Origin of the sequence: [Mannheimia] succiniciproducens MBEL55E, from assembly GCF_000007745.1 — a bacterium.
Classification (GTDB): domain Bacteria; phylum Pseudomonadota; class Gammaproteobacteria; order Enterobacterales; family Pasteurellaceae; genus Basfia; species Basfia succiniciproducens.
Map to the genome: position 1 here is coordinate 511,775 of NC_006300.1, position 20,373 is coordinate 532,147.

Below are 20,373 nucleotides of genomic sequence, written 5' to 3' on the forward strand. Positions count from 1 at the left end.
GTGTAAGTTGCCGTAACCTTCTGCTTGATAAGGGAAAATATTTATTACTTAAAACAAAATCGCTACCGTTTTATACAAAATGTTGATTTATAGCCGAAGATCAAAGCTTGATCTCGGCTTTTTTATTTGTTAGGGTAAAAAAGAAGTTCAAAATTCGAACGAAAAAATCAACATATTCAGGAGGTGAATAATGACGACGTCAGTAAAAATCTCTGTGAAAAATCTAACTAAAATCTTCGGGTCTCATCCTAAATCCGCTTTTAAATTATTACAAAACGGTAAAACCAAAGAGCAGATTTTCGCCGAAACCGGCTCGACCGTCGCGGTAAATAACGTATCTTTGGACATTATGGCCGGTGAAATCTTTGTGATTATGGGGTTATCCGGTTCGGGTAAATCGACGCTTATTCGTTTGCTGAACCGTTTGATTGAACCTTCCGCCGGGCATGTTTTTATCGGTGACGACGATATCGCCGAAATGTCGGAGAAAGCATTGCGCGCTGTTCGTCGCAAGCGTATCAGCATGGTATTTCAGTCTTTTGCCCTGATGCCGCATATGACTATTCTGGAAAATGTCGCTTTCGGGCTGGAACTTTCCGGCGTCAATTCAAAAAACCGCCGCCGGATGGCATTGGAAACCCTTGCCCGGGTCGGGTTGGAAGCCTACGCGGATGTTTATCCGGGCGAATTGTCCGGCGGTATGCAACAACGAGTTGGGTTGGCGCGGGCGTTGGCTAATGATCCCGAGATTCTGTTGATGGACGAGGCTTTTTCCGCGCTGGATCCTTTAATCCGAACAGAAATGCAGGACGAGTTGTTGCGTTTACAGGAAAATTCTGAGCGTACCATCGTGTTTATTTCCCATGATCTGGATGAGGCCATGCGTATCGGCAACCGCATCGCGATTATGCAGGACGGTCAGGTGATTCAGGTAGGCAGACCGGACGAAATTCTGCAAAATCCCGCCAATGATTATATCCGTTCCTTTATTCAAGGGGTTAACGTTTCTAACGTACTTTCCGCCAAGGACATCGCCAGTAAGCGTCATTTACTGAATATCGTACAGAAAAGCGAAGATGAAACACCGCACGTCGCTTTCAAATTGCTGGAACAGCATGAGCGGGATTTCGCCGTTGTGCTGGATCGTTACGGTTATTACAAGGGAATGGTATCCGTGGATTCGCTGCAACAGGCGAGAAGCAACCGACAATCGCTTTCGCAGAGTTTTATTGAGATAACCCCTCTCTCGCCGGAACAGTCGATTAGCGATATTATCAATGATGTGGCGACTACCCGCGAACCACTGCCTGTGGTGGATGATAAAGGCCATTATTACGGTGTGGTAACTAAAGTAAAAGTATTACAAACACTTGACAGGGGGACAGAGGCATGACGACAGAAAATATAAGGACAGCGGACCCCTGGGAAGCCACCCTACAGGCGGCGCAGCAGGATAACGCTTATGCCTGGTTACAGGGCTCGGAACAGTCGCAGGACTTTAATTGGATGTATCCGTTTGATCATACGCTGGTCCCCTTCGGAGATTGGGTTGAAAGCCTGATCAACTGGTTAGTGACTCATTTAAGAAGCTTTTTTCAGTTTATCAGCGCACCCATTGATTATATCCTCAGTCTGTTTCAGACATCGCTTAATGTGTTGCCGCCGACGGTAATGATTATCCTGTTCACATTGCTGGTTTGGCAGTTTACCCATTTCAGACTGGCGCTGGCTACCTTGTTATCGATTACACTTATCGGTGCCGTGGGGGCCTGGAACGAAATGATGATCACGCTTGCCTTAGTGTTGACCTCAGTGTCTTTTTGTCTGCTGATCGGACTGCCGCTCGGTATATGGATGGCACGTTCGACACGCGCCTCGGCCATCGTTAAACCTGTTCTGGACGCCATGCAGACCACGCCGGCCTTTGTTTATTTGGTCCCGATTGTCATGCTGTTCGGTATCGGCAACGTTCCGGGGGTGGTGGTGACCATTATTTTCGCCCTGCCGCCCATTGTCCGGTTAACCATTTTGGGCATTCAGCAGGTTCCCGAAGCGCTGATTGAAGCGGCGCAGGCCTTCGGCGCAAGTAAAAAACAGTTGTTGTATAAGGTTCAGTTGCCGTTGGCCATGCCGTCTATTATGGCGGGGGTTAACCAAACCCTGATGTTGTCTTTATCCATGGTCGTTATCGCCTCTATGATCGCGGTGGGCGGTTTGGGCCAGATGGTTCTGCGCGGCATCGGCCGGTTGGATATGGGGGAAGCCGCGACCGGCGGATTGGGTATCGTACTGATGGCGATTGTATTGGACCGCCTGACCCAGAAAATTGCGGAAAATATGCATAGCCAGCATAAGGTTCGCTGGTATGAACGCGGTATTACCGGGCTGTTTATCCGCAAAAAATAAGGAGAAACTATGGCTTATCCGATGAAATTAACGATATTGTTTTCTCTTGCCTTATTTGCAAGCAATGCCGTCCGGGCGGACGATAAGGCGATTCAGCCGTTGCAGAGCCCTCTCGCGGAAGAAACCTTCCAGACGTTGATTGTGGTTAAAGCGCTGGAAGAGCTGGGGTATCGGGTTAATCCGCCGAAAGAGGTGGATTACAATGTGGCTTTCACCTCCATTGCCAACGGCGATGCCACTTTTATGGCCGTGCATTGGTTGCCGTTACAGGCGGACAAATACGCCAATGCGGGCGGCGATAGGAAATTATACCGACAGGGGACCTTCGTTGAAGGCGCGGTGCAGGGTTATATGATCGATAAAAAAACCGCCGATACCTACAATATTACCAATCTGGCTCAGCTGAAAGATCCTAAGCTTGCCAAACTGTTCGATACGAACGGCAACGGCAAGGCCGATTTAATCGGTTGCAGTCCCGGCTGGAGCTGCGAATATACGGTCAGTCAACATATTGACGGTTACGGCTTAAGCCGGACGGTTGAAGTCACTCAAGGCAATTATTCAGCGCTGATCGCTAACACCATTGCACAGTATCAAAACGGTAAATCCATTCTTTATTATACCTGGACACCTTACTGGGTTAGCGGTGTGCTGGTTCCGGGCAAAGATGTCGTGTGGCTGCAGGTGCCGAACCGGCCTGATCCGGGTAAAACCGTCGCCGACACCAATCTCGCGAACGGTAAAAATTACGGTTTTACCGTCAGTTCCATGCATATCGTTGCCAATAAAACCTTTACCGACGCCCACCCGGATGCGGCCAGACTGTTTGCGGTGATGCGGCTTCCGGCCGGTGACATCAGCGCGCAGAATATGGCTATGCGCAACGGACAAAATTCATCGCAGGATATTGAACGCCATGCCGAAGCCTGGATTAAATTTCACCGGGTGCAATTTGACGAATGGATTAAACAGGCAAAATCGGCTAAAAACTGACCGCACTAAGAGCATTGCATTGGCGGTTTTGAATTAAATAAGAAAAGTTTTTAAAAGATAAAAGCCTCGTTTCCGAGGCTTTTTTGTCGGTTAATCAGGCGGCAAGCAATTCCGGCAAGCGATAAACCGCATAGCAGAAAAGTATAAAAATCATTGCGAGAATTGTTTGTTCAAATCCTTTTAATTTAAATTTGCCGTGGAATTTGCGATGGGAATATAAAAAGAGCAAAATACCCGGCACATACAGCACCACGGATAACAACAAATATTGTAAGCCGGCGGCGTAAACAATCCATAAACCGTAAATTGAAGCCATAAAGCCGGTTAATTTTATATACCAGGCGGAGTTGGTTTGTATGGCTAATTTAAATAAATAGGCACCGATTAAGAAATATGGGATCAGGATCATTGAAGTTGAGATAAGCAATAAGGTGTTATAGCTTTGTTCAAAAACAAATACCAGAATTAAACAGAATTGAACAATAAATCCGGTGAACCATAACGAATTAATCGGCGTACTGTTTTCGTTTAATTTATCCAAAATTTTCGGGAACGCACCCTTTTGGGCTCCTCGGTATGGAATTTCCGCCGAATACATTGTCCAGCTGATATAAGAAGCCAGCACGGAGACAATCAGACAGGCGGTGATAATAACTTTGCCCGTCGGTCCCATCATGGCGTCAAGCAGCGGACCCATTGACGGATTCGGCATCTCGGCGATAGTTTCGCGGGGGAGAATACCGAGCGCAAGAATGGTGATGGCAACATATAACGCCAGAGCGATAAGAATACCTAAAACCGTCGCCAGCCCCACATCAGTCCGTTTTTTTGCATGAGCGGAAAGCACGGAAGCGCCTTCTACCCCGGTGAAGACCCAAAGTGTGATAAGCATGGTGTCTTTAACCTGATCGCCTATATTGTTATTCAGTGCACTTGCTTTTACGTCGGAATTGAAAATATCCGTATCAAAGAACCAAAAACCAAGTAAGATAAAGAGTACTAAAGGAGCAACTTTTACAAAAGTCGCCACCAGATTTACCGAAGCCGCTTCTTTTATCCCGCCGGCAATCAGCGCATGCACTAACCAAACGATAATGGAGGAGCCGATAAACGAAGCAACGGTATTGCCCTGTCCGAAAATAACGGTATTTTCAGAATCGGTGAATACGCCCAAGCCTTCAAAGGCGACGGTTAAATAGCCGACGATCCCGATTGTCGCACAAAGCCAATATCCCCAAGCGGACATAAATCCCATCAAATCGCCGAAACCTTCACGGGCGTAGGTATAGATTCCGCCGTCCAGCTCGGGGCGAAGGCGAGAGATAAAGAAAAAGGATAAACCGAGGAAGATGATTCCGATCCCGGTAATCAGCCAGCCGATAGAAATCGCTTCCGCACCGGCTACGGCGGCCATATTTTGCGGCAGGCTGAAAATACCGGATCCGATCATTGAACTAAGCACTAATGCGGTAAGAGAGAGAAGTCCGATTTTTTTATTTGACATTTATTATTCCATTTATTTTATTGAATTATTTTAAATTTTTTGCCAGAGTTTCAATATATTCCACACCGATACCGCAACAGCCGCCGATAATTGAGGCGCCCTGTGCCGTCCATTTTTTTGCCCAGGCTAAATAAGCGGGCGGATCCAAATCTTTTCGGACTTCGTCTAAACCGTCATTTGCTGTTGCATCTTTAGGTTGAGGGGCAAAGGCATTTGCATAAGCGCCGGTTTGAATGTGCGTGGCGTTTAATGCGGTTAGAGTCGCCGTTGTGACTGCTAGCGCTTCACCGATCACTTCAGGTTGACAGCAGTTGAAAAGAATAGCGTCAACCCCTAAATCGACCATTTTTTCTACCGCACTTTTTACCGTTTCGCCCGAACGCAATTGCGGTTCGCAGGTCAGTTCGTCATCCGTTAAGGTAAAGGAAACCCAAAACGGGCGATCGTCTTTTGGCAACAAGGCTTTAATAGAAACCGGTTCGATGATGGCGCTTTGAGTTTCGCAAAGCCAAATATCCACATAAGGAGAAAGCCCGTCGATGAGCGGTTGAGCAATTTCGGCAAAACGTTCAGGTTGAATTAAATCGGCGCGATAAGAACCGAACATCGGCGGCAGAGAGCCGGCAATTTTAGTGGTTAAAACTCCGGAATTTTTGACCGCACTTTTTGCTAAGCGACCGGCAAGATCCGCAAGCGTTTTGCCGTCGGTATGAAACCGTTGTTCGCCGATATGAAAAGGCACAACGGCATAACTGTCGGTGGTAATTACCTCTGCGCCGTGTGCGATAAAATCTTCGTGTACCGCCTGTACTGCGCTTGGTTCTTCGTAAAGGGCGCAGGCGGACCATTCGGGTTGACGGAAAGGTGCGTTGCGACGCATTAATTCACGGCTCATTCCACCGTCTAGAATTGTGATTGGCATATGATGTTTCCTTTGATTAGGGTCTGTTTATAAAAGATAAACAGACCCTCTATTTTGTGTAGAAATCGGGGCTCACGGGTGTTTCAAAAAATTTTATATAAAAATACCGCACTTTTATAAAAGTGCGGTATTTTTTTAGCAATTTTTTTAGATCAAAAAATTATAATTTAGATATGAATTAAACATTGAAGCGGAAGTGCATAACATCTCCGTCCTGTACGATGTAGTCTTTTCCTTCCAAACGCCATTTACCCGCATCTTTTGCACCCTGTTCGCCTTTATACTGAATGAAATCATCATAACCGATAACTTCGGCACGGATAAAACCTTTTTCAAAGTCGGTATGAATCACGGCGGCCGCTTTTGGTGCGGTAGCGCCTACGGCAACCGTCCAGGCTCGCACTTCTTTAACACCGGCGGTGAAATAGGTTTGCAGGTTTAATAGTTTGTAACCGGCACGAATAACGCGGTTTAAACCCGGTTCTTCAATGCCCAAATCCTGTAAAAATTCCACTTTTTCTTCATCGTCTAATTCGGCGATTTCAGATTCGATGGCGGCACAAACCGGCACTACAACCGCGCCTTCCTTTTCTGCAATTTCACGCACGCGATCAAGGTACGGATTGTTTTCAAAACCGTCTTCGTTCACGTTTGCGATATACATAGTCGGTTTTAAGGTTAAAAAGTTGTAGCCTTTGATAGCCTGTAATTCTTCTTTATCTAAATCGACAGAACGAATCATGCCGGCATTTTCTAATACAGGAAGCAGTTTTTCCATCACTGAAAGTTCGAATTTAGCCTCTTTATCGCCGCCTTTAGCACGTTTTTGCAAGCGTTGAATGGCACGTTCGCAGCTGTCTAAATCCGCTAAAGCCAATTCCGTATTGATGGTATCGATATCGTCAGCCGGGTTGATTTGACCCGAAACATGGACGATATCATCATTTTCAAAACAACGTACTACATGACCGATAGCATCGGTTTCGCGAATATTCGCCAGAAATTTATTTCCCAGCCCCTCGCCTTTGCTTGCGCCGGCAACCAAACCTGCGATATCCACAAATTCCATTGTGGTCGGTAGTGTGCGTTCCGGTTTGACGATTTCCGCCAATGCGTCTAAACGAGGATCAGGCATAGGTACAACGCCTGTATTCGGTTCGATAGTACAGAACGGATAGTTTGCCGCTTCAATACCTGCTTTTGTTAATGCGTTGAATAAAGTTGACTTACCTACGTTCGGCAAGCCGACAATGCCACATTTAAATCCCATTTTTTGTTCCTATTTTTTATTTGAATTTGATTCGGTATTTTTTTGATTACGCTTTAAAACCGTTTAAACGATTGGTTGCTTTGGTAATGCCGTCTTTTAACAGAATTTCCATACAACTTGCCGCTTCGTCCAAGGCTTTATCGATTGCCGACCGGTCGATCGGCGAAGGTTTGCTCAATACGTAAGCGGAAACCAGATTTTTATCGCCCGGATGACCGATTCCGATACGCAAACGGTAAAAATTTTTATTATTTGCTAATTGCGCAATGGTATCTTTAAGCCCGTTATGTCCGCCGTGGCCGCCGCCCTGCTTGATTTTCGCCACGCCCGGCGGCAAATCCAGTTCGTCATGAATAACCAGAATTTCTTCCGGTTTAATTCGGTAAAACGTCGCTAACGCACCAACGGCTTTACCGCTTAAATTCATAAAAGTGGTCGGAATGAGAAAACGGACTTCTTCACCGCCGATAACGGCTCGAGCGGTTTTTCCAAAGAATTTAGCCTCATCTTTTAAATTAAAATTAAAGCGACGAGCCAGCCTTTCCACCAGCCATTCCCCCGCATTATGACGGGTATCCGCATATTTATCGCCCGGGTTGCCAAGACCCACGATTAATTTGATTTCAGACATTATTATTCCTGCCAGTCAAAAATGGTGTGAAGTATAGCCTAAATTGCCTTTTAATTCTACTTAACCGTTGCGGTATTGACTTTGATAATCGGCAATTGGGGGATTTTTTTAAAACTTCGCGTCAAAGGGCAAGGACCAGTACGCCGGCTAAAATCAGAATGGAACCGGTAATTAATTTAATGCTGATAGGTTCACCCAAAATAACAATGCCCAGAACGATAGCGATGACGACGCTGAGCTTATCGATAGGAGCGACCCAGGATGCCGGCGCCAGTTGCAATGCCCGGTAGTAACAAAGCCAGGAAAGCCCGGTGGCGACGCCCGAAAGAATTAAAAACATAAGCGGACGAACGGCAATATGTTGCGGTAGCTGCCATTCGTTTCGCATGGAGATAACGCCGGCGGAGACGAATAATACCACGATCGTGCGGATAAAGGTGGCTAAATTGCTATTTATCCCTTCAACGCCGAGTTTGCCCAAAATGGCGGTGAGACCGGCGAAAAATGCCGAGCCGAAAGCTAGTGTTAACCAATTCATAGCGGACCTTATTTGAATTAAATTACGGATTTATGTTGAAAACATAGGAAAACTGCGGTGAAAAAACCTTGTTTTTTGTCACCGCGGTTTTCGGCTATAATAGCATAAATTTATTGAGGTAAGCCCATTTATAACGAGGTTTCCATGGCTCAAATTAACATCGAAATTACTTATGCTTTTCCGGAACATTATTATTTAAAAAAATTTACTCTGGATGAAGGCACCACGGTGCAAAGCGCCATTTTACAATCGGGAATTCTACAGCAGTTTACCGACATTGATTTGCGGGAAAATAAAATCGGCATTTTTAGCCGTCCTGTAAAATTGACGGATAGTCTCAACGATGGCGATCGTATTGAAATTTATCGTCCTTTATTAGCGGATCCGAAAGAAATCCGCCGGAAACGTGCGGCGCAACAGGCAAAAGACCAGGAAGAAAAGAAAAAAGCGGAAAAATCAGCGAATAAGGAAAATTAATATGTCACGCAAATTTTGTTTACCCAAGCATATCTCTGCCGAAGATTTTTTACGGGATTACTGGCAAAAGAAACCTTTAATCATCCGTAACGGTTTGCCTGAAATTGTAGGTATGTTTGAGCCTGAAGATATTCTTGAACTTGCACAAAACGAAGATGTGACCGCTCGCTTATTAAAACAGTTTTCGGAAGACAGCTGGACTTTCACGCCAAGCCCGCTTACTGAGCGGGATTTTACCGAATTGCCGGAAAAATGGTCGGTATTGGTTCAGAATATGGAACAATGGTCTGCGGAGTTAGGTCGGTTGTGGAATCTATTCGGTTTTATACCGCAATGGCAGCGGGACGATATTATGGTGTCTTATGCGCCGGCGGGCGGTTCGGTGGGTAAGCATTACGACGAATATGACGTGTTTTTAGTGCAAGGTTACGGACAGCGACGTTGGCAGTTAGGTAAATGGTGCGATCCGAGTACCGAATTTAAACCTAATCAGCCGATTCGTATTTTCGACGATATGGGCGAGCTGGTAGTGGACGAGGTTATGAACCCGGGAGATATTCTGTATATTCCTTCCCGTATGGCGCATTACGGCGTGGCGCAAAGCGATTGCCTGACCTTCTCGTTCGGTTTGCGTTATCCGAATCTTAGCGATTTAATGGAGCGGATTCAGCACGGCTTTTGTTATCAAAACCCGGAAATTGACCTTAACGAATTTAGTATTCCCCTGCGTTTAAATCAATCGGCACAACCAACCGGCAAATTAAGCGAGACCGAGATTCAGGCAATGAAACGGCAATTGTTAGAGAAACTGACAAGTTCACCACAATTTGACCGTTTGTTCCGGCAAGCGGTCGCCTCTGCGGTTAGTTCACGCCGTTATGAAATGCTGGTAAGCGATGAGATTTCCGAGCCTGAAGAAGTGCTTACGGCTCTTGAAAACGGCGCCAAGCTTCTGCAGGATAACAACTGTAAGCTGGTTTATACCTCAAATCCGTTGTGTATTTACGCAAACGGCGAGTGGTTAGATGAATTAAATTCCGTAGAAGCGGAAATATTAAAACGCTTGGCCGACGGCGAAGCCCTTGCTCTTACGGATTTAATGCAGTTGATTCAGCAAACGGACGAGCGGGATTTAGCCATGGATTTATTGCTGGACGGTATTTGTAACTGGCTGGATGACGGCTGGATATTGTTAAATTAAGGGTAATACGAATCAGTGATGAACGAAAATATTTATTCCGTTTCGCAGCTTAACTATTCGGTGCGGCAACTGCTTGAAGGGCAGTTAGGTTTGGTATGGCTTACCGGTGAGATTTCGAATTTCAGTCAGCCCGTATCGGGGCATTGGTATCTCACTTTGAAAGATGAAAACGCACAGGTGCGTTGCGCGATGTTTCGCATGAAGAATATGCGTGTCGCCTTTCGTCCGCAAAACGGAATGCAGGTTCTGGTTCGCGCTAATGTCAGTTTATACGAACCACGGGGCGATTATCAGCTTATTATTGAGTCTATGCATCCTGCCGGCGAAGGGTTTTTGCAACAGCAATTTGAGGCGCTGAAAATAAAGCTCGCCGCCGAGGGCTTGTTTGCGCAAAATCTTAAGAAAAATTTACCGCACTTTGCGAAAACCGTCGGTATCGTCACTTCGCCAACGGGTGCAGCCTTGCAGGATATTCTGAATATTTTACAACGCAGGGATCCAAGCCTGAAAATTATTATTTACCCGACTGCAGTGCAGGGGAAAGATGCCGCCAATGAAATCGTGCAAATGATTGAACTGGCGAATTTGCGTAATGAAGCGGACGTATTGATTGTCGGGCGGGGTGGCGGTTCGTTGGAAGATCTTTGGTGTTTTAACGAAGAAACGGTGGCTCGGGCGATTTTTCGTTCAAGTATACCGGTGATTAGTGCGGTAGGCCATGAAACCGACGTGACGATCGCCGATTTTGTGGCGGATGTGCGAGCGCCGACCCCATCGGCTGCGGCGGAATTAGTCAGCCGTAACCAACAGGAATTATTCCAGCAATTACAGTATAAACGTCAGCGTTTGGAAATGGCGTTAGATCGCTTATTTAATGAAAAGCAGCAACATTTGCAACGTTTTTTATTGCGCTTGCAAAACCGGCACCCGAGCGCCCGGCTGCTTGCGCAACGACAACAGACCGGTCAACTGGAACATCGGTTAAATTCGGCAATTCGGCGATTGTTAGATAAAAATCACTATAAATTGACCGCACTTTGCGAACGTTTAGAAAAAAATCCGTTGCCTTATCTGGTGCGGCAGCAAAACTATCACATTGTTCAACTGGCGACAAACCTTGATTTTGCCCTGAAACGGTTAATAGTCAGCAAACAGACTTCGCTTTCAGCCCTTTGCGGCAAGTTAGACGGATTAAGCCCTCTGAAAGTATTAGCCCGCGGTTATTCCATTGCGGAAACGGAGCAAGGAGAAACCATAAGCAGTGTGAATCAAGTCGAAACCGGGGATAAAATTAAAACCCGGTTGCGCGACGGGGTAATTGTCAGTAAGGTTATTTAAATCTCATCGTCTTTCCAATTAAATTTTCAATTTAAATTCATTCATCAGTGATCGCTAAGGAAAATTGTTCCGTAGTGATCATTTGATCAATTTTAATCCTATCTAAGTCCTACGAAATTAATAAAAGTTCAGTACAAATTTAAGGAATAATGTGACTTAAATCACAAATATGAAATAATGTTTCAAAAAAATATTTTGAATATTATTTTTTATGTAACTAAATTATTTTGTTTTTTGAATTTTTAATTAGATCAATGGGTTATATTTTTGAATAAAATTTAAAATTAAAAATAAAATTTTAGAAATGTGATTTTGATCTCATTTTAAAATATTGTTTTATTTTTATAACTTGTTGAAATATAAAGAATTAATGTTTTTTACCTAATTTGACATAGTGTTTCAATTCTTTTAGATTCTGCTTGAAATTTATTTCCACTGTAAATTTTTATTCCTCTGTATTTTTAATTGAAAAACACTAAGGTAGGTTAGTCATGAAAAAGACGATTATCGCATTAATTACTTCTGCATTATTTTTCTCCGGCGGCGCCAGTGCCGTAACCGTATATAGCGCCGAAGGAACTAAAGTTAATTTGGACGGACGCGCATCATTTGAATTAATTAATCGCACGGATAAACGAAGTGATCTTATTGACCGCGGATCCCGTGTGAGAATTCACGCTTATCAAGATATCGGTTCCGGCTTTACTGCGTTGGCTAATGTGGAAATTCGTTTTACGAAAGACGGTGATATCGGTAATCAAATATACACAAAACGTTTATACGGCGGATTCCAACATAAATTAGGTTCTTTAACCTTCGGTAAACAGGCGTTATTGGCGGATAGTATCGGTTATTCAAACTTTACTTATGAATTGGGTAAAATAACTATGATGCCGAAAGATGCGGACAAAGCGGTTCGTTTATTAACCGATTGGTTTTACGGTTTTCGTTTCGGTGCCGATTATGTGTTCGGTACCAGTGAAAAATACGATGATTCCGATAGAGAGCTTGCCAATAAAAATCGCGCTTATGAATTAGCTATGTTCTATAACAACAAATTCGGTGAGTTTAATGTGAAAGGTGCTGTGGCATACAGCCAACAAAAAGCGGGCACGTTGGCAAAAGACGAATATGATAAAAAAGCTATGAGTACTTCGGTTCAACTTGGTTACGGCAAAGGCGCGGTAGGTTTTGACTGGACTAAAGGTAAATCCATTGAAGGCAAAAAAGATTTCAAATTCCGTGTAGGTAATAACAAATTTGAAGAAATTAACTTATTTGAAGTCGGGGCTAAATATGCGGTTACCGATAAAAATAATGTTTATGCGGAATATTTGTGGGGTACCGGTGAAATCCAGGGACAAGATGACGGCAAATTTAAAGGTTGGTTCTTAGGTGCTGATCATCAATTTAACAAACGCGTTGTTACCTATTTAGAAGGCGGTTCCTTTAAAACTAAACGTTCGGGGGACACGCTTGAAAAAGAAAAACGTATTGCTTTAGGTTTACGAGTTTATTTCTAATTTTTAATATCTATAGAATAATAAACCGCACTAAAAAGTGCGGTTTATTTTTGAGAAATTTTATTGCGATATCGTCGCTAATATTTGTTAATAAATATATTATTAAACAGCCGGATTAAATTAACCGAGCTGTTTAATTTTTATGGAGCTAAAATTTCCGGATAATCGTGATAACCGATTTGTTCGGAAATATTTTTACCGGCAACTTGTAATAAATTTACCAACTGCGGTAATTTTTCTTCTTCAAAACGAATCGTCGGTATCGAAATAGAAAGACCGGCAATAATCCGTCCGAATCGATTATAAATCGGTGCGGCTACGCAGCGTAATCCCGGTTCCTGTTCTTCGTTATCTTCCGCATAATGCTGTTTGCGGACTTTTTCTATTTCTTCAATAAGCTGATCAATATTTTCTAATGTTTTGCTGGTGTGTTTTACGAAAGTTAAGTCAGCGAGCAATTCTCTGATTTCTTTGTTGGTTAACCCCGAAAGTAACACTTTGCCTATTGCGGTGCTATAAATCGGATTTCTTCTGCCTATTCTGGAATACATTCTCAGATTGTAACCGGAATCAATTTTATGCAAATAGATAATTTCTGTGCCGTCTAATGTACCTAAGTGTAAGGTTTCATTAGTTTGTCGGGAAATATAAGACATTTCATGATTGGCTAAACCGATAATATCCGCATATTCCAGGGCTTTTGCCCCGACTTCAAAAAGTTTTAAAGTCAGCGTATATTTTTCGGTTTCACCTTCTTGGGAAACGAAACCCAGAGTTTTCATCGTTTGTAAGAAACGGTATGTGGTGCTTTTTGACATCATTAACCGTTGAGCCAGCTCAGTAATGCCAATTTCTTTTTGCTCTGCTAAAGCTTCAATAATGCCGAAAACTTTTAGCACGGAAGATACTGCTTCGGGTTGGTTTTCTTTTTCCATGATGATTTATTACCGTGTTTGCTATTGAATAAAATCTACCATTAAATATAAAGATATGATAGCACAGAAAATATTATTTTTTTAAATTTATTTTATTAAAAATAAAAATGAAATTATGTTTTATATTTATTGCAATGTTTTTTTGTTAAGAGTATGATGGTGTTACTTTAAAGGTAAAGGTGATGTTCTTTAAGTGGTAAACACACTGTTAATACATTTTCTACATAGGAGAATTTACATGAACTTATTTGATTTAACAGGAAAAGTTGCATTAGTAACCGGTTGTAACACGGGTCTTGGTCAGGGAATGGCTTTAGGCTTAGCACAGGCAGGGTGCGATATTGTCGGCGTGAATTTAGTCGAACCTTTAGATACCAAAGAAAAAATCGAAGCCTTAGGCCGTAAATTCGTTAATATCGAAGCGAACCTGATGAAACAGGAAGGCCTTACGGACGTTGTAGAAAAAGCGGTTAGTGTTTTCGGCAAAATTGATATTTTAGTGAATAATGCCGGTATTATCCGTCGTGAAGATGCTATTGATTTTTCCGAACAAAACTGGGACGACGTGATTAATATTAACTTAAAAACGGTATTTTTCCTTTCTCAACTTGTGGCTAAACAATTTATCGCCCAAGGTCACGGCGGTAAAATTATTAATGTTGCGTCAATGCTTTCTTTCCAGGGCGGTATTCGCGTGCCTTCTTACACCGCATCAAAAAGTGCGATTATGGGTATAACCCGCGCAATGGCAAACGAATGGGCAAAATATAACATTAATGTGAATGCCGTCGCTCCGGGCTATATGGCAACGGATAACACCGCGGCATTACGCGCGGATGAAGCTCGCAGTAAAGAAATTTTAGATCGTATTCCCGCCGGTCGTTGGGGGACACCGAATGATTTAGTCGGACCTTGCGTATTCCTGGCTTCTGCAGCAGGTGATTACGTAAACGGTTATACAGTCGCAGTTGACGGCGGTTGGTTAGCACGTTAATCGAACTGAAGAATTTATTATTTAATAAGGAAATCAATATGAAAATTGCATTAATGATGGAAAATAGCCAAGCGGCGAAAAATGCCGTGGTGTTAAAAGAACTTAAAGGCGTTGTGGATCCTAAAGGTTATTCGGTATTTAATGTAGGAATGAGTGATGAAAACGATCATCACTTGACTTATATCCACTTAGGTATTATGGCAAGTATTTTACTTAACTCCAAAGCGGTGGATTTTGTGGTAACCGGCTGCGGTACGGGGCAAGGGGCGATGATGTCGCTTAATTTACACCCGGGTGTGGTATGCGGATATTGTCTTGATCCGGCGGATGCGTTTTTATTCTGCCAAATCAATAACGGTAATGCGCTTGCACTGGCTTTTGCTAAAGGTTTTGGCTGGGGCGCCGAATTAAACGTTCGCTATATGTTTGAAAAAGCCTTTACGGGTGTTCGCGGCGAGGGTTATCCGATTGAGCGTAAAGAACCGCAAGTTCGTAATGCAGGCATTTTGAACGAAGTGAAAAAAGCGGTGGCGAAAGATAACTATTTAGACACTTTACGCGCTATTGACCCTGAATTGGTGAAAACCGCAGTAAGCGGCGAACGTTTTCAACAATGTTTCTTTGAAAATTGTCAGGATAAAGAAATTGAAGCTTTTGTGCGTGAAGTTTTAGCAAAATAGCAACCCGTATTAGACCTGCTTAGTTGTTGAATTAAGTAGGTCTAATCCAATTGAGGCTTGATAATGAAAAAAATAGCGATTTTGGGCGAGTGCATGATTGAGCTGAACGGCGAACCTTTTGGCCGAATGCGTCAAACTTACGGTGGCGATAGCTTAAATACTGCAACTTATTTGGCTCGAGTTAGCCGGCGAGAGCAATTTGAAATCTCTTATGTGTCGGCATTAGGCAAAGATAAGCTGAGTTTGGGTATGTTGGCGCATTGGCGGAATGACGGCATTAACACCGATTGTGTTTTATTAGATGAAAAACGTCAGCCGGGATTATACTTAATTCAGCTGGATGAAAAAGGCGAACGAACGTTTCTTTATTGGCGGAACCAATCGGCGGCTCGTTATTTACTGCAACATGAAGGTTATACCGAGGTACTGGCGAGATTGGCAACGGCGGATATGATTTATCTTAGCGGCATTTCGCTTGCAATTTTACCGGAAAATGACCGCACTTTGTTGATTCGGCAGCTCGGAAACCTGAAAAAAGCCGGGGTGAAAATCGCGTTTGACAGCAATTATCGCCCGGCATTGTGGGATAGCTTTCAACAAACACAAGCCTGTTATCAAGCCTTATTGCCCTTGGTCGATTTAGCCTTGGTAACCTTTGACGACGAACAATCCCTTTGGCGGGATGAAAATGTGCAGCAAACGATTTCCCGTTTGGTTCAATTAGGTGTCGGAACCGTTGTGGTGAAATCTGGTGAACATGGCGCCGTTTTTTATCATAACGGAGAAACTCAGCAAGTCGCGACTGAAGTTGTGCAGCGGGTTGTGGATACGACGTCAGCGGGCGATGCCTTCAACGCGGGCTTTTTAAACGGCTATTTACAGCAAAAATCTTTAGTCGATTGCTGCCGGCAAGGCAACAAATTAGCAGGCATTGTTATTCAACACAAAGGCGCTATTATTGATAAAACCGCAACTCAACATTTTATTCGGGAATTTAATTAAGGAATCATTATGGCTTATACAACAGCAGAAATTATTGAAAAACTGGGCGCTTTAAAAGTTGTTCCGGTTATTGCGTTAGATGACGCGGAAGATATTTTACCCTTAGCCGCTACCTTAGCTGAAAACGGTTTGCCGGTTGTGGAAATTACTTTCCGTTCGGCGGCGGCGGAAGAAGCCATTCGTCTATTGCGCCAAACTAACCCGGATATTTTAATCGCAGCAGGTACGGTATTAACGCCGGATCAAGTGGTTAGAGCGAAAAATGCCGGCGTGGACTGCATTGTAACTCCGGGATTTAATCCGAATATCGTGCGTTTATGTCAAGAATTGAATATTCCGATTACACCGGGCGTAAATAATCCGATGGCAATTGAAGGCGCCTTGGAATTGGGCGTTAGTGCAGTAAAATTCTTCCCGGCAGAAGCTTCGGGCGGAGTAAAAATGATTAAGGCGTTATTAGGCCCTTATCAACAATTACAAATTATGCCTACCGGCGGCATCAATGTGAACAATATTCGGGATTATTTAGCGATTCCGAATGTTGTTGCCTGCGGAGGTTCTTGGTTTGTGGAAAAATCATTAATTGCGAACAAACATTGGGATGAAATTGGCCGTTTAGTTCGCGAAGTATTGGCTTTAGTTAGATAGAGGCAGAAAATGTTTGTTTATAATCGTGAAATTCCGTTAGATGATCTTGGCGGCGGCGTGCAACGTAAAATTCTTGCATATAGTGAAAATATTATGTCCGTTGAAGTTCATTTTGAAAAAGGCGCAATAGGTTCATTGCATAGCCATCCGCATGAACAATTGACTTACGTACTATCCGGCAGTTTCGAATTCACAATCGGCGATGAAACAAAAATTGTGAACGCGGGCGACGTGCTTTATAAACAACCGAATGTGATGCACGGTTGCGTTTGTTTGGAAAAAGGCGTATTGCTCGATACATTTACACCAATGAGAAAAGATTTTATTAAATAACCGTATAGACCGTTACTCCTTAACTTCGTTGATTCTCTAGCACTACTTTTATGGTATCTTCTCGAACATAAAAGTTTTGGGACAATAGTTTACTATTGTCCCTTTTTTAGTGAAATAGACTATTCGCCGCTAATCAAGCGCATAAAATTCTGCAAAAACTCACCGCACTTTTACCCGCATTATGATAGAATCGCCGATAATTTTGTGAATCTCCGGGTGTTTTTATTGATGATGAAAAAATGTATTCGTTTTATTTTTCTGTTGCTTTTAATGTTCGCAGCTGCCGGATTTTGGGGCTACAATTATATTCAAAAATTGGTCAATGAACCCGTTAATATTAAAGCGGAACAATTACTTACTCTGGAGCGGGGGACTACCGGTAAAAAACTTTTTGCCTTGCTGGAAAAGGAAAATATCATTGCCGATAATATACTTTTCCCTTTGTTATTAAAACTTCAGCCCCAATTTAATAATGTAAAGGCGGGAACTTATTCATTAGAAGGCGTAAAAACTCTAGGCGATTTATTAACCTTGCTTAACAGCGGTAAAGAAGCGCAGTTCGCTTTACGTTTTACCGACGGCGAAACCTGGAAGCAGGTGAAAAAATCACTGGAAAACGCACCGCACTTGAAACATGAATTGAAAGATAAAACCGACGTTGAGGTTTTTCATCAATTTAAAGAGATGTTGCCCGAATTTGAGGTGCAAAATGCGTACAAAACCTTAGACGGCTGGATTTATCCCGATACGTATAATTACACGCCGAATTCTACGGATGTGGCTTTAGTCAAACGATCTGTCGAGCGAATGGTGAAAACGCTGGAAAAAGCATGGGCGGAACGTGATGAGGATTTGCCGTTGAATAATCCTTATGAAATGTTGATTCTTGCCTCTATTGTGGAAAAAGAAAGCGGTATTTCCGCCGAACGCGGAAAAATCGCCTCGGTGTTTGTTAATCGTCTGAAAGCCAAAATGAAGTTACAAACGGATCCGACGGTAATTTACGGCATGGGTGAAAGTTATCAGGGCAATATTCGTAAAAAAGATTTGGAATCGCCGACACCTTATAATACCTATGTGATTGACGGTTTGCCGCCTACACCGATTGCAAACCCGAGTGAAGATGCGTTAAACGCAGTTGCGCATCCTGAAAGGACGGACTTTTTATATTTTGTCGCCGACGGCTCGGGCGGGCATAAGTTCAGCCGTAGTCTGATTGAACACAACAAAGCGGTGCAGGAATATTTGCTTTGGTTGCGCCGGAATAAAAACAAATAATTCAGGCTAATTCGTTATTCTTTCTTACATTGAACAAAAATATGAACGGAAAATTTATCGTATTGGAAGGTTTGGAAGGCGCGGGCAAAACTACCGCCCGCCAAGCTGTTGTCGAGCAACTTAACGCGCTGGGTATAACGGATTTGCTTTTTACCCGCGAACCCGGCGGTACGCCGCTGGCGGAAAAGTTGCGAAATTTGATTAAGTATGAAACGGAAGAACCGGTTACGGATAAAGCCGAATTGCTGATGTTATATGCGGCGCGGATTCAACTGGTGGAAAATGTGATTAAACCCGCATTAGCGCAAGGGAAATGGGTTATCGGCGATCGCCATGATCTTTCTTCTCAGGCTTATCAGGGGGGCGGGCGCCAAATCGACAGCCATTTGTTAGAGACTCTGAAAAAAACGGTACTAGGCGATTTCGAACCGGATTTTACCCTTTATCTGGATTTATCGCCGGCAATAGGGTTGGCACGGGCTCGCGGACGCGGAGAATTGGATCGTATCGAGCAGCAAAATTTGGCTTTTTTTGACCGCACCCGCACACGTTATTTAGAATTGGTAAAAGATAATCCGAAAGCGGTGATCATTAATGCCGAGCAATCTATCGAACGGGTTACGGCGGATATTAAAACTGCGGTAAAAAATTGGGTAAATTCAATTTCGTTATGACAGCAATAATTTATCCTTGGCTCCAATCCTATTACGAAAGAATAACCGCTGCGTTTCAACAGGGGTATGGTCATCATGCTCTGTTGTTTCGTGCGGAGCAGGGGATAGGCGCAGACCAATTGATTCATGCCGTGGCAAACTGGCTGATGTGTCAGCATAGTTCTCCGCGACCTTGCGGAGAATGCCATAGTTGCCGATTGTTTGCCGCCGGCAACCATCCCGATGTGTATCAGCTGGCGCCTGTTGAAAACAAAGATATCGGCGTAGATCAGGTGCGCGAAATTAATGAAAAGGTTAGCCAGCGTGCGCAACAAAACGGTAATAAAGCGGTTTATGTGCAGAGCGCGGAACGTTTAACGGAAAGTGCCGCCAACGCTTTATTAAAAACGCTGGAAGAACCGCGACCAAATACTTATTTTTTATTAAATGCGGATTTATCGTCACCTTTAATGACGACGATTTATAGTCGCTGCCAAGTGTGGCTGATTAATACGCCGTCGGAACAACAAGCGCTGAATTGGTTGCAACTACATAATTACAGTGAAATTTCCGAAATTCAGACCGCACTTCGCATTAGTTACGGTCGTCCTTTATTGGCATTGCATTGTTTGGAACAGGGCTGGCTGGAAAAACGTCGTGAATTTTTTCGCGCCTTTTGGTTGTTTTATACCCGCCGTTCTCCTCTTGAATTATTGCCGCTGTTTGATAAGGAACTGATTCTGCAACAAGTGGATTGGCTTTTGGCATTTTTATCCGATGCGCTGAAAGATAAATTAAATATAACATCCGGTTGGATTTGCCGGGATTTAATCCGCGGCATCCAACAGTTCAATGAACGACAAACCGTCGCCGGCTTATTAACCGCAACTAAAATTATGCAAAAAGTGCGGTCGGATTTAGTGCAAATTAATGCGGTAAATCAGGAATTAATTTTGCTGGACGGTTTAACCCGCTTAATTACGGAAGTTTTTGAACATTAATACGGGCGTTTTCCCGCATGAAAATAAAATTATAAATCAGGAAAGT

Annotated in this window: 21 protein-coding genes; 15 read left to right on the forward strand and 6 right to left on the reverse strand. The window is 43.4% G+C overall.

Annotated features, from left to right (window positions below; genetic code table 11):
- The first annotated feature begins 190 nt into the window (after positions 1 to 190).
- Genes proV through proX form a run of 3 tightly spaced genes read left to right on the forward strand, consistent with a single transcriptional unit; the run spans position 191 to position 3,399 of the window.
- On the forward strand, positions 191 to 1,393 hold the full coding sequence (gene proV, locus MS_RS02565; protein WP_011199728.1) for a glycine betaine/L-proline ABC transporter ATP-binding protein ProV: 1,203 nt from the start codon (positions 191 to 193) through the stop codon (positions 1,391 to 1,393).
- The gene (gene proW / locus MS_RS02570; protein WP_011199729.1) at positions 1,390 to 2,406 is read left to right on the forward strand and encodes a glycine betaine/L-proline ABC transporter permease ProW; all 1,017 of its coding nucleotides are present in this window, start codon (positions 1,390 to 1,392) and stop codon (positions 2,404 to 2,406) included. Before proV ends, proW begins: the two co-directional genes overlap by 4 nt.
- Before the next feature lie 9 nt (positions 2,407 to 2,415).
- Positions 2,416 to 3,399 (forward strand): glycine betaine/L-proline ABC transporter substrate-binding protein ProX, encoded by a 984-nt coding sequence (gene proX, locus MS_RS02575; RefSeq protein ID WP_011199730.1) that lies wholly within the window; start codon positions 2,416 to 2,418, stop codon positions 3,397 to 3,399.
- Between the two features lie 94 nt (positions 3,400 to 3,493).
- Here proX and MS_RS02580 read toward each other — a convergent pair whose 3' ends face one another.
- The 5 genes from MS_RS02580 to MS_RS02600 all read right to left on the reverse strand — a co-directional run bounded on the left by MS_RS02580 (position 3,494) and on the right by MS_RS02600 (position 8,264).
- Positions 3,494 to 4,903 carry a basic amino acid/polyamine antiporter gene (locus tag MS_RS02580; protein ID WP_011199731.1) on the reverse strand — a complete coding sequence of 470 codons (1,410 nt, stop codon included), beginning with the start codon at positions 4,901 to 4,903 and terminating at the stop codon, positions 3,494 to 3,496.
- A 25-nt stretch (positions 4,904 to 4,928) separates the two neighbouring features.
- Positions 4,929 to 5,825: a homocysteine S-methyltransferase family protein gene (locus MS_RS02585; RefSeq protein ID WP_011199732.1), complete on the reverse strand. Its 897-nt coding sequence runs from the start codon at positions 5,823 to 5,825 to the stop codon at positions 4,929 to 4,931.
- Between the two features lie 178 nt (positions 5,826 to 6,003).
- Positions 6,004 to 7,095, reverse strand: coding sequence for a redox-regulated ATPase YchF (gene ychF, locus MS_RS02590; protein ID WP_011199734.1), 1,092 nt, complete (start codon positions 7,093 to 7,095; stop codon positions 6,004 to 6,006).
- A gap of 46 nt (positions 7,096 to 7,141) precedes the next feature.
- Entirely contained in the window at positions 7,142 to 7,726 is a 585-nt protein-coding gene (gene pth / locus MS_RS02595; protein ID WP_011199735.1) for an aminoacyl-tRNA hydrolase, read from the reverse strand.
- 121 nt (positions 7,727 to 7,847) lie between these two features.
- The gene (locus tag MS_RS02600; protein WP_011199736.1) at positions 7,848 to 8,264 is read right to left on the reverse strand and encodes an EamA family transporter; all 417 of its coding nucleotides are present in this window, start codon (positions 8,262 to 8,264) and stop codon (positions 7,848 to 7,850) included.
- Positions 8,265 to 8,408: 144 nt separating this feature from the next.
- On the opposite strand from MS_RS02600, the gene MS_RS02605 reads away from it, so the two are divergent.
- From MS_RS02605 to MS_RS02620, 4 genes are all read left to right on the forward strand, one after another.
- Positions 8,409 to 8,741 carry an RnfH family protein gene (locus MS_RS02605; protein WP_011199737.1) on the forward strand — a complete coding sequence of 111 codons (333 nt, stop codon included), beginning with the start codon at positions 8,409 to 8,411 and terminating at the stop codon, positions 8,739 to 8,741.
- A gap of 1 nt (position 8,742) precedes the next feature.
- Positions 8,743 to 9,942 carry a cupin domain-containing protein gene (locus MS_RS02610; protein WP_011199738.1) on the forward strand — a complete coding sequence of 400 codons (1,200 nt, stop codon included), beginning with the start codon at positions 8,743 to 8,745 and terminating at the stop codon, positions 9,940 to 9,942.
- Between the two features lie 18 nt (positions 9,943 to 9,960).
- Positions 9,961 to 11,280, forward strand: coding sequence for an exodeoxyribonuclease VII large subunit (xseA, locus tag MS_RS02615; RefSeq protein ID WP_041639558.1), 1,320 nt, complete (start codon positions 9,961 to 9,963; stop codon positions 11,278 to 11,280).
- A 491-nt stretch (positions 11,281 to 11,771) separates the two neighbouring features.
- On the forward strand, positions 11,772 to 12,803 hold the full coding sequence (locus tag MS_RS02620) for a porin (protein WP_011199740.1): 1,032 nt from the start codon (positions 11,772 to 11,774) through the stop codon (positions 12,801 to 12,803).
- 140 nt (positions 12,804 to 12,943) lie between these two features.
- Here the strand turns inward: MS_RS02620 and kdgR are convergent, their stop codons facing one another.
- Positions 12,944 to 13,738, reverse strand: coding sequence for a DNA-binding transcriptional regulator KdgR (kdgR, locus tag MS_RS02625; protein ID WP_011199741.1), 795 nt, complete (start codon positions 13,736 to 13,738; stop codon positions 12,944 to 12,946).
- A gap of 238 nt (positions 13,739 to 13,976) precedes the next feature.
- Between kdgR and kduD the strand changes: the two genes are divergently transcribed.
- The 8 genes from kduD (at position 13,977) to MS_RS02665 (ending at position 20,327) form a co-directional block, all read left to right on the forward strand.
- Positions 13,977 to 14,732: a 2-dehydro-3-deoxy-D-gluconate 5-dehydrogenase KduD gene (gene kduD, locus MS_RS02630; protein ID WP_256327879.1), complete on the forward strand. Its 756-nt coding sequence runs from the start codon at positions 13,977 to 13,979 to the stop codon at positions 14,730 to 14,732.
- 38 nt (positions 14,733 to 14,770) lie between these two features.
- Positions 14,771 to 15,412 (forward strand): RpiB/LacA/LacB family sugar-phosphate isomerase, encoded by a 642-nt coding sequence (locus MS_RS02635; protein ID WP_041639560.1) that lies wholly within the window; start codon positions 14,771 to 14,773, stop codon positions 15,410 to 15,412.
- A gap of 63 nt (positions 15,413 to 15,475) precedes the next feature.
- Positions 15,476 to 16,414: a sugar kinase gene (locus MS_RS02640; RefSeq protein ID WP_041639562.1), complete on the forward strand. Its 939-nt coding sequence runs from the start codon at positions 15,476 to 15,478 to the stop codon at positions 16,412 to 16,414.
- Positions 16,415 to 16,423: 9 nt separating this feature from the next.
- The gene (locus MS_RS02645) at positions 16,424 to 17,062 is read left to right on the forward strand and encodes a bifunctional 4-hydroxy-2-oxoglutarate aldolase/2-dehydro-3-deoxy-phosphogluconate aldolase (protein ID WP_011199745.1); all 639 of its coding nucleotides are present in this window, start codon (positions 16,424 to 16,426) and stop codon (positions 17,060 to 17,062) included.
- Between the two features lie 9 nt (positions 17,063 to 17,071).
- Positions 17,072 to 17,395, forward strand: coding sequence for a cupin domain-containing protein (locus tag MS_RS02650; RefSeq protein ID WP_011199746.1), 324 nt, complete (start codon positions 17,072 to 17,074; stop codon positions 17,393 to 17,395).
- Positions 17,396 to 17,626: 231 nt separating this feature from the next.
- Entirely contained in the window at positions 17,627 to 18,673 is a 1,047-nt protein-coding gene (gene mltG / locus MS_RS02655; protein WP_041640145.1) for an endolytic transglycosylase MltG, read from the forward strand.
- Between the two features lie 41 nt (positions 18,674 to 18,714).
- The gene (tmk, locus tag MS_RS02660; protein ID WP_041639563.1) at positions 18,715 to 19,347 is read left to right on the forward strand and encodes a dTMP kinase; all 633 of its coding nucleotides are present in this window, start codon (positions 18,715 to 18,717) and stop codon (positions 19,345 to 19,347) included.
- Positions 19,344 to 20,327, forward strand: coding sequence for a DNA polymerase III subunit delta' (locus MS_RS02665; RefSeq protein ID WP_041640147.1), 984 nt, complete (start codon positions 19,344 to 19,346; stop codon positions 20,325 to 20,327). The genes tmk and MS_RS02665 overlap by 4 nt, the downstream gene beginning before the upstream one ends.
- Positions 20,328 to 20,373 lie beyond the last annotated feature (46 nt).

Coding starts and splice junctions, on each gene's coding strand:
- MS_RS02645 (WP_011199745.1), top strand. CDS start 16,424: ATGGCTTATACAACAGCAGAAATTATTGAAAAACTGGGCGCTTTAAAA.
- tmk (WP_041639563.1), top strand. CDS start 18,715: ATGAACGGAAAATTTATCGTATTGGAAGGTTTGGAAGGCGCGGGCAAA.
- MS_RS02665 (WP_041640147.1), top strand. CDS start 19,344: ATGACAGCAATAATTTATCCTTGGCTCCAATCCTATTACGAAAGAATA.
- MS_RS02635 (WP_041639560.1), top strand. CDS start 14,771: ATGAAAATTGCATTAATGATGGAAAATAGCCAAGCGGCGAAAAATGCC.
- pth (WP_011199735.1), bottom strand. CDS start 7,726: ATGTCTGAAATCAAATTAATCGTGGGTCTTGGCAACCCGGGCGATAAA.
- MS_RS02640 (WP_041639562.1), top strand. CDS start 15,476: ATGAAAAAAATAGCGATTTTGGGCGAGTGCATGATTGAGCTGAACGGC.
- MS_RS02620 (WP_011199740.1), top strand. CDS start 11,772: ATGAAAAAGACGATTATCGCATTAATTACTTCTGCATTATTTTTCTCC.
- ychF (WP_011199734.1), bottom strand. CDS start 7,095: ATGGGATTTAAATGTGGCATTGTCGGCTTGCCGAACGTAGGTAAGTCA.
- MS_RS02600 (WP_011199736.1), bottom strand. CDS start 8,264: ATGAATTGGTTAACACTAGCTTTCGGCTCGGCATTTTTCGCCGGTCTC.
- MS_RS02605 (WP_011199737.1), top strand. CDS start 8,409: ATGGCTCAAATTAACATCGAAATTACTTATGCTTTTCCGGAACATTAT.
- proW (WP_011199729.1), top strand. CDS start 1,390: ATGACGACAGAAAATATAAGGACAGCGGACCCCTGGGAAGCCACCCTA.
- proX (WP_011199730.1), top strand. CDS start 2,416: ATGGCTTATCCGATGAAATTAACGATATTGTTTTCTCTTGCCTTATTT.
- MS_RS02580 (WP_011199731.1), bottom strand. CDS start 4,903: ATGTCAAATAAAAAAATCGGACTTCTCTCTCTTACCGCATTAGTGCTT.
- MS_RS02610 (WP_011199738.1), top strand. CDS start 8,743: ATGTCACGCAAATTTTGTTTACCCAAGCATATCTCTGCCGAAGATTTT.
- mltG (WP_041640145.1), top strand. CDS start 17,627: ATGAAAAAATGTATTCGTTTTATTTTTCTGTTGCTTTTAATGTTCGCA.
- proV (WP_011199728.1), top strand. CDS start 191: ATGACGACGTCAGTAAAAATCTCTGTGAAAAATCTAACTAAAATCTTC.
- kdgR (WP_011199741.1), bottom strand. CDS start 13,738: ATGGAAAAAGAAAACCAACCCGAAGCAGTATCTTCCGTGCTAAAAGTT.
- kduD (WP_256327879.1), top strand. CDS start 13,977: ATGAACTTATTTGATTTAACAGGAAAAGTTGCATTAGTAACCGGTTGT.
- MS_RS02650 (WP_011199746.1), top strand. CDS start 17,072: ATGTTTGTTTATAATCGTGAAATTCCGTTAGATGATCTTGGCGGCGGC.
- xseA (WP_041639558.1), top strand. CDS start 9,961: ATGAACGAAAATATTTATTCCGTTTCGCAGCTTAACTATTCGGTGCGG.
- MS_RS02585 (WP_011199732.1), bottom strand. CDS start 5,825: ATGCCAATCACAATTCTAGACGGTGGAATGAGCCGTGAATTAATGCGT.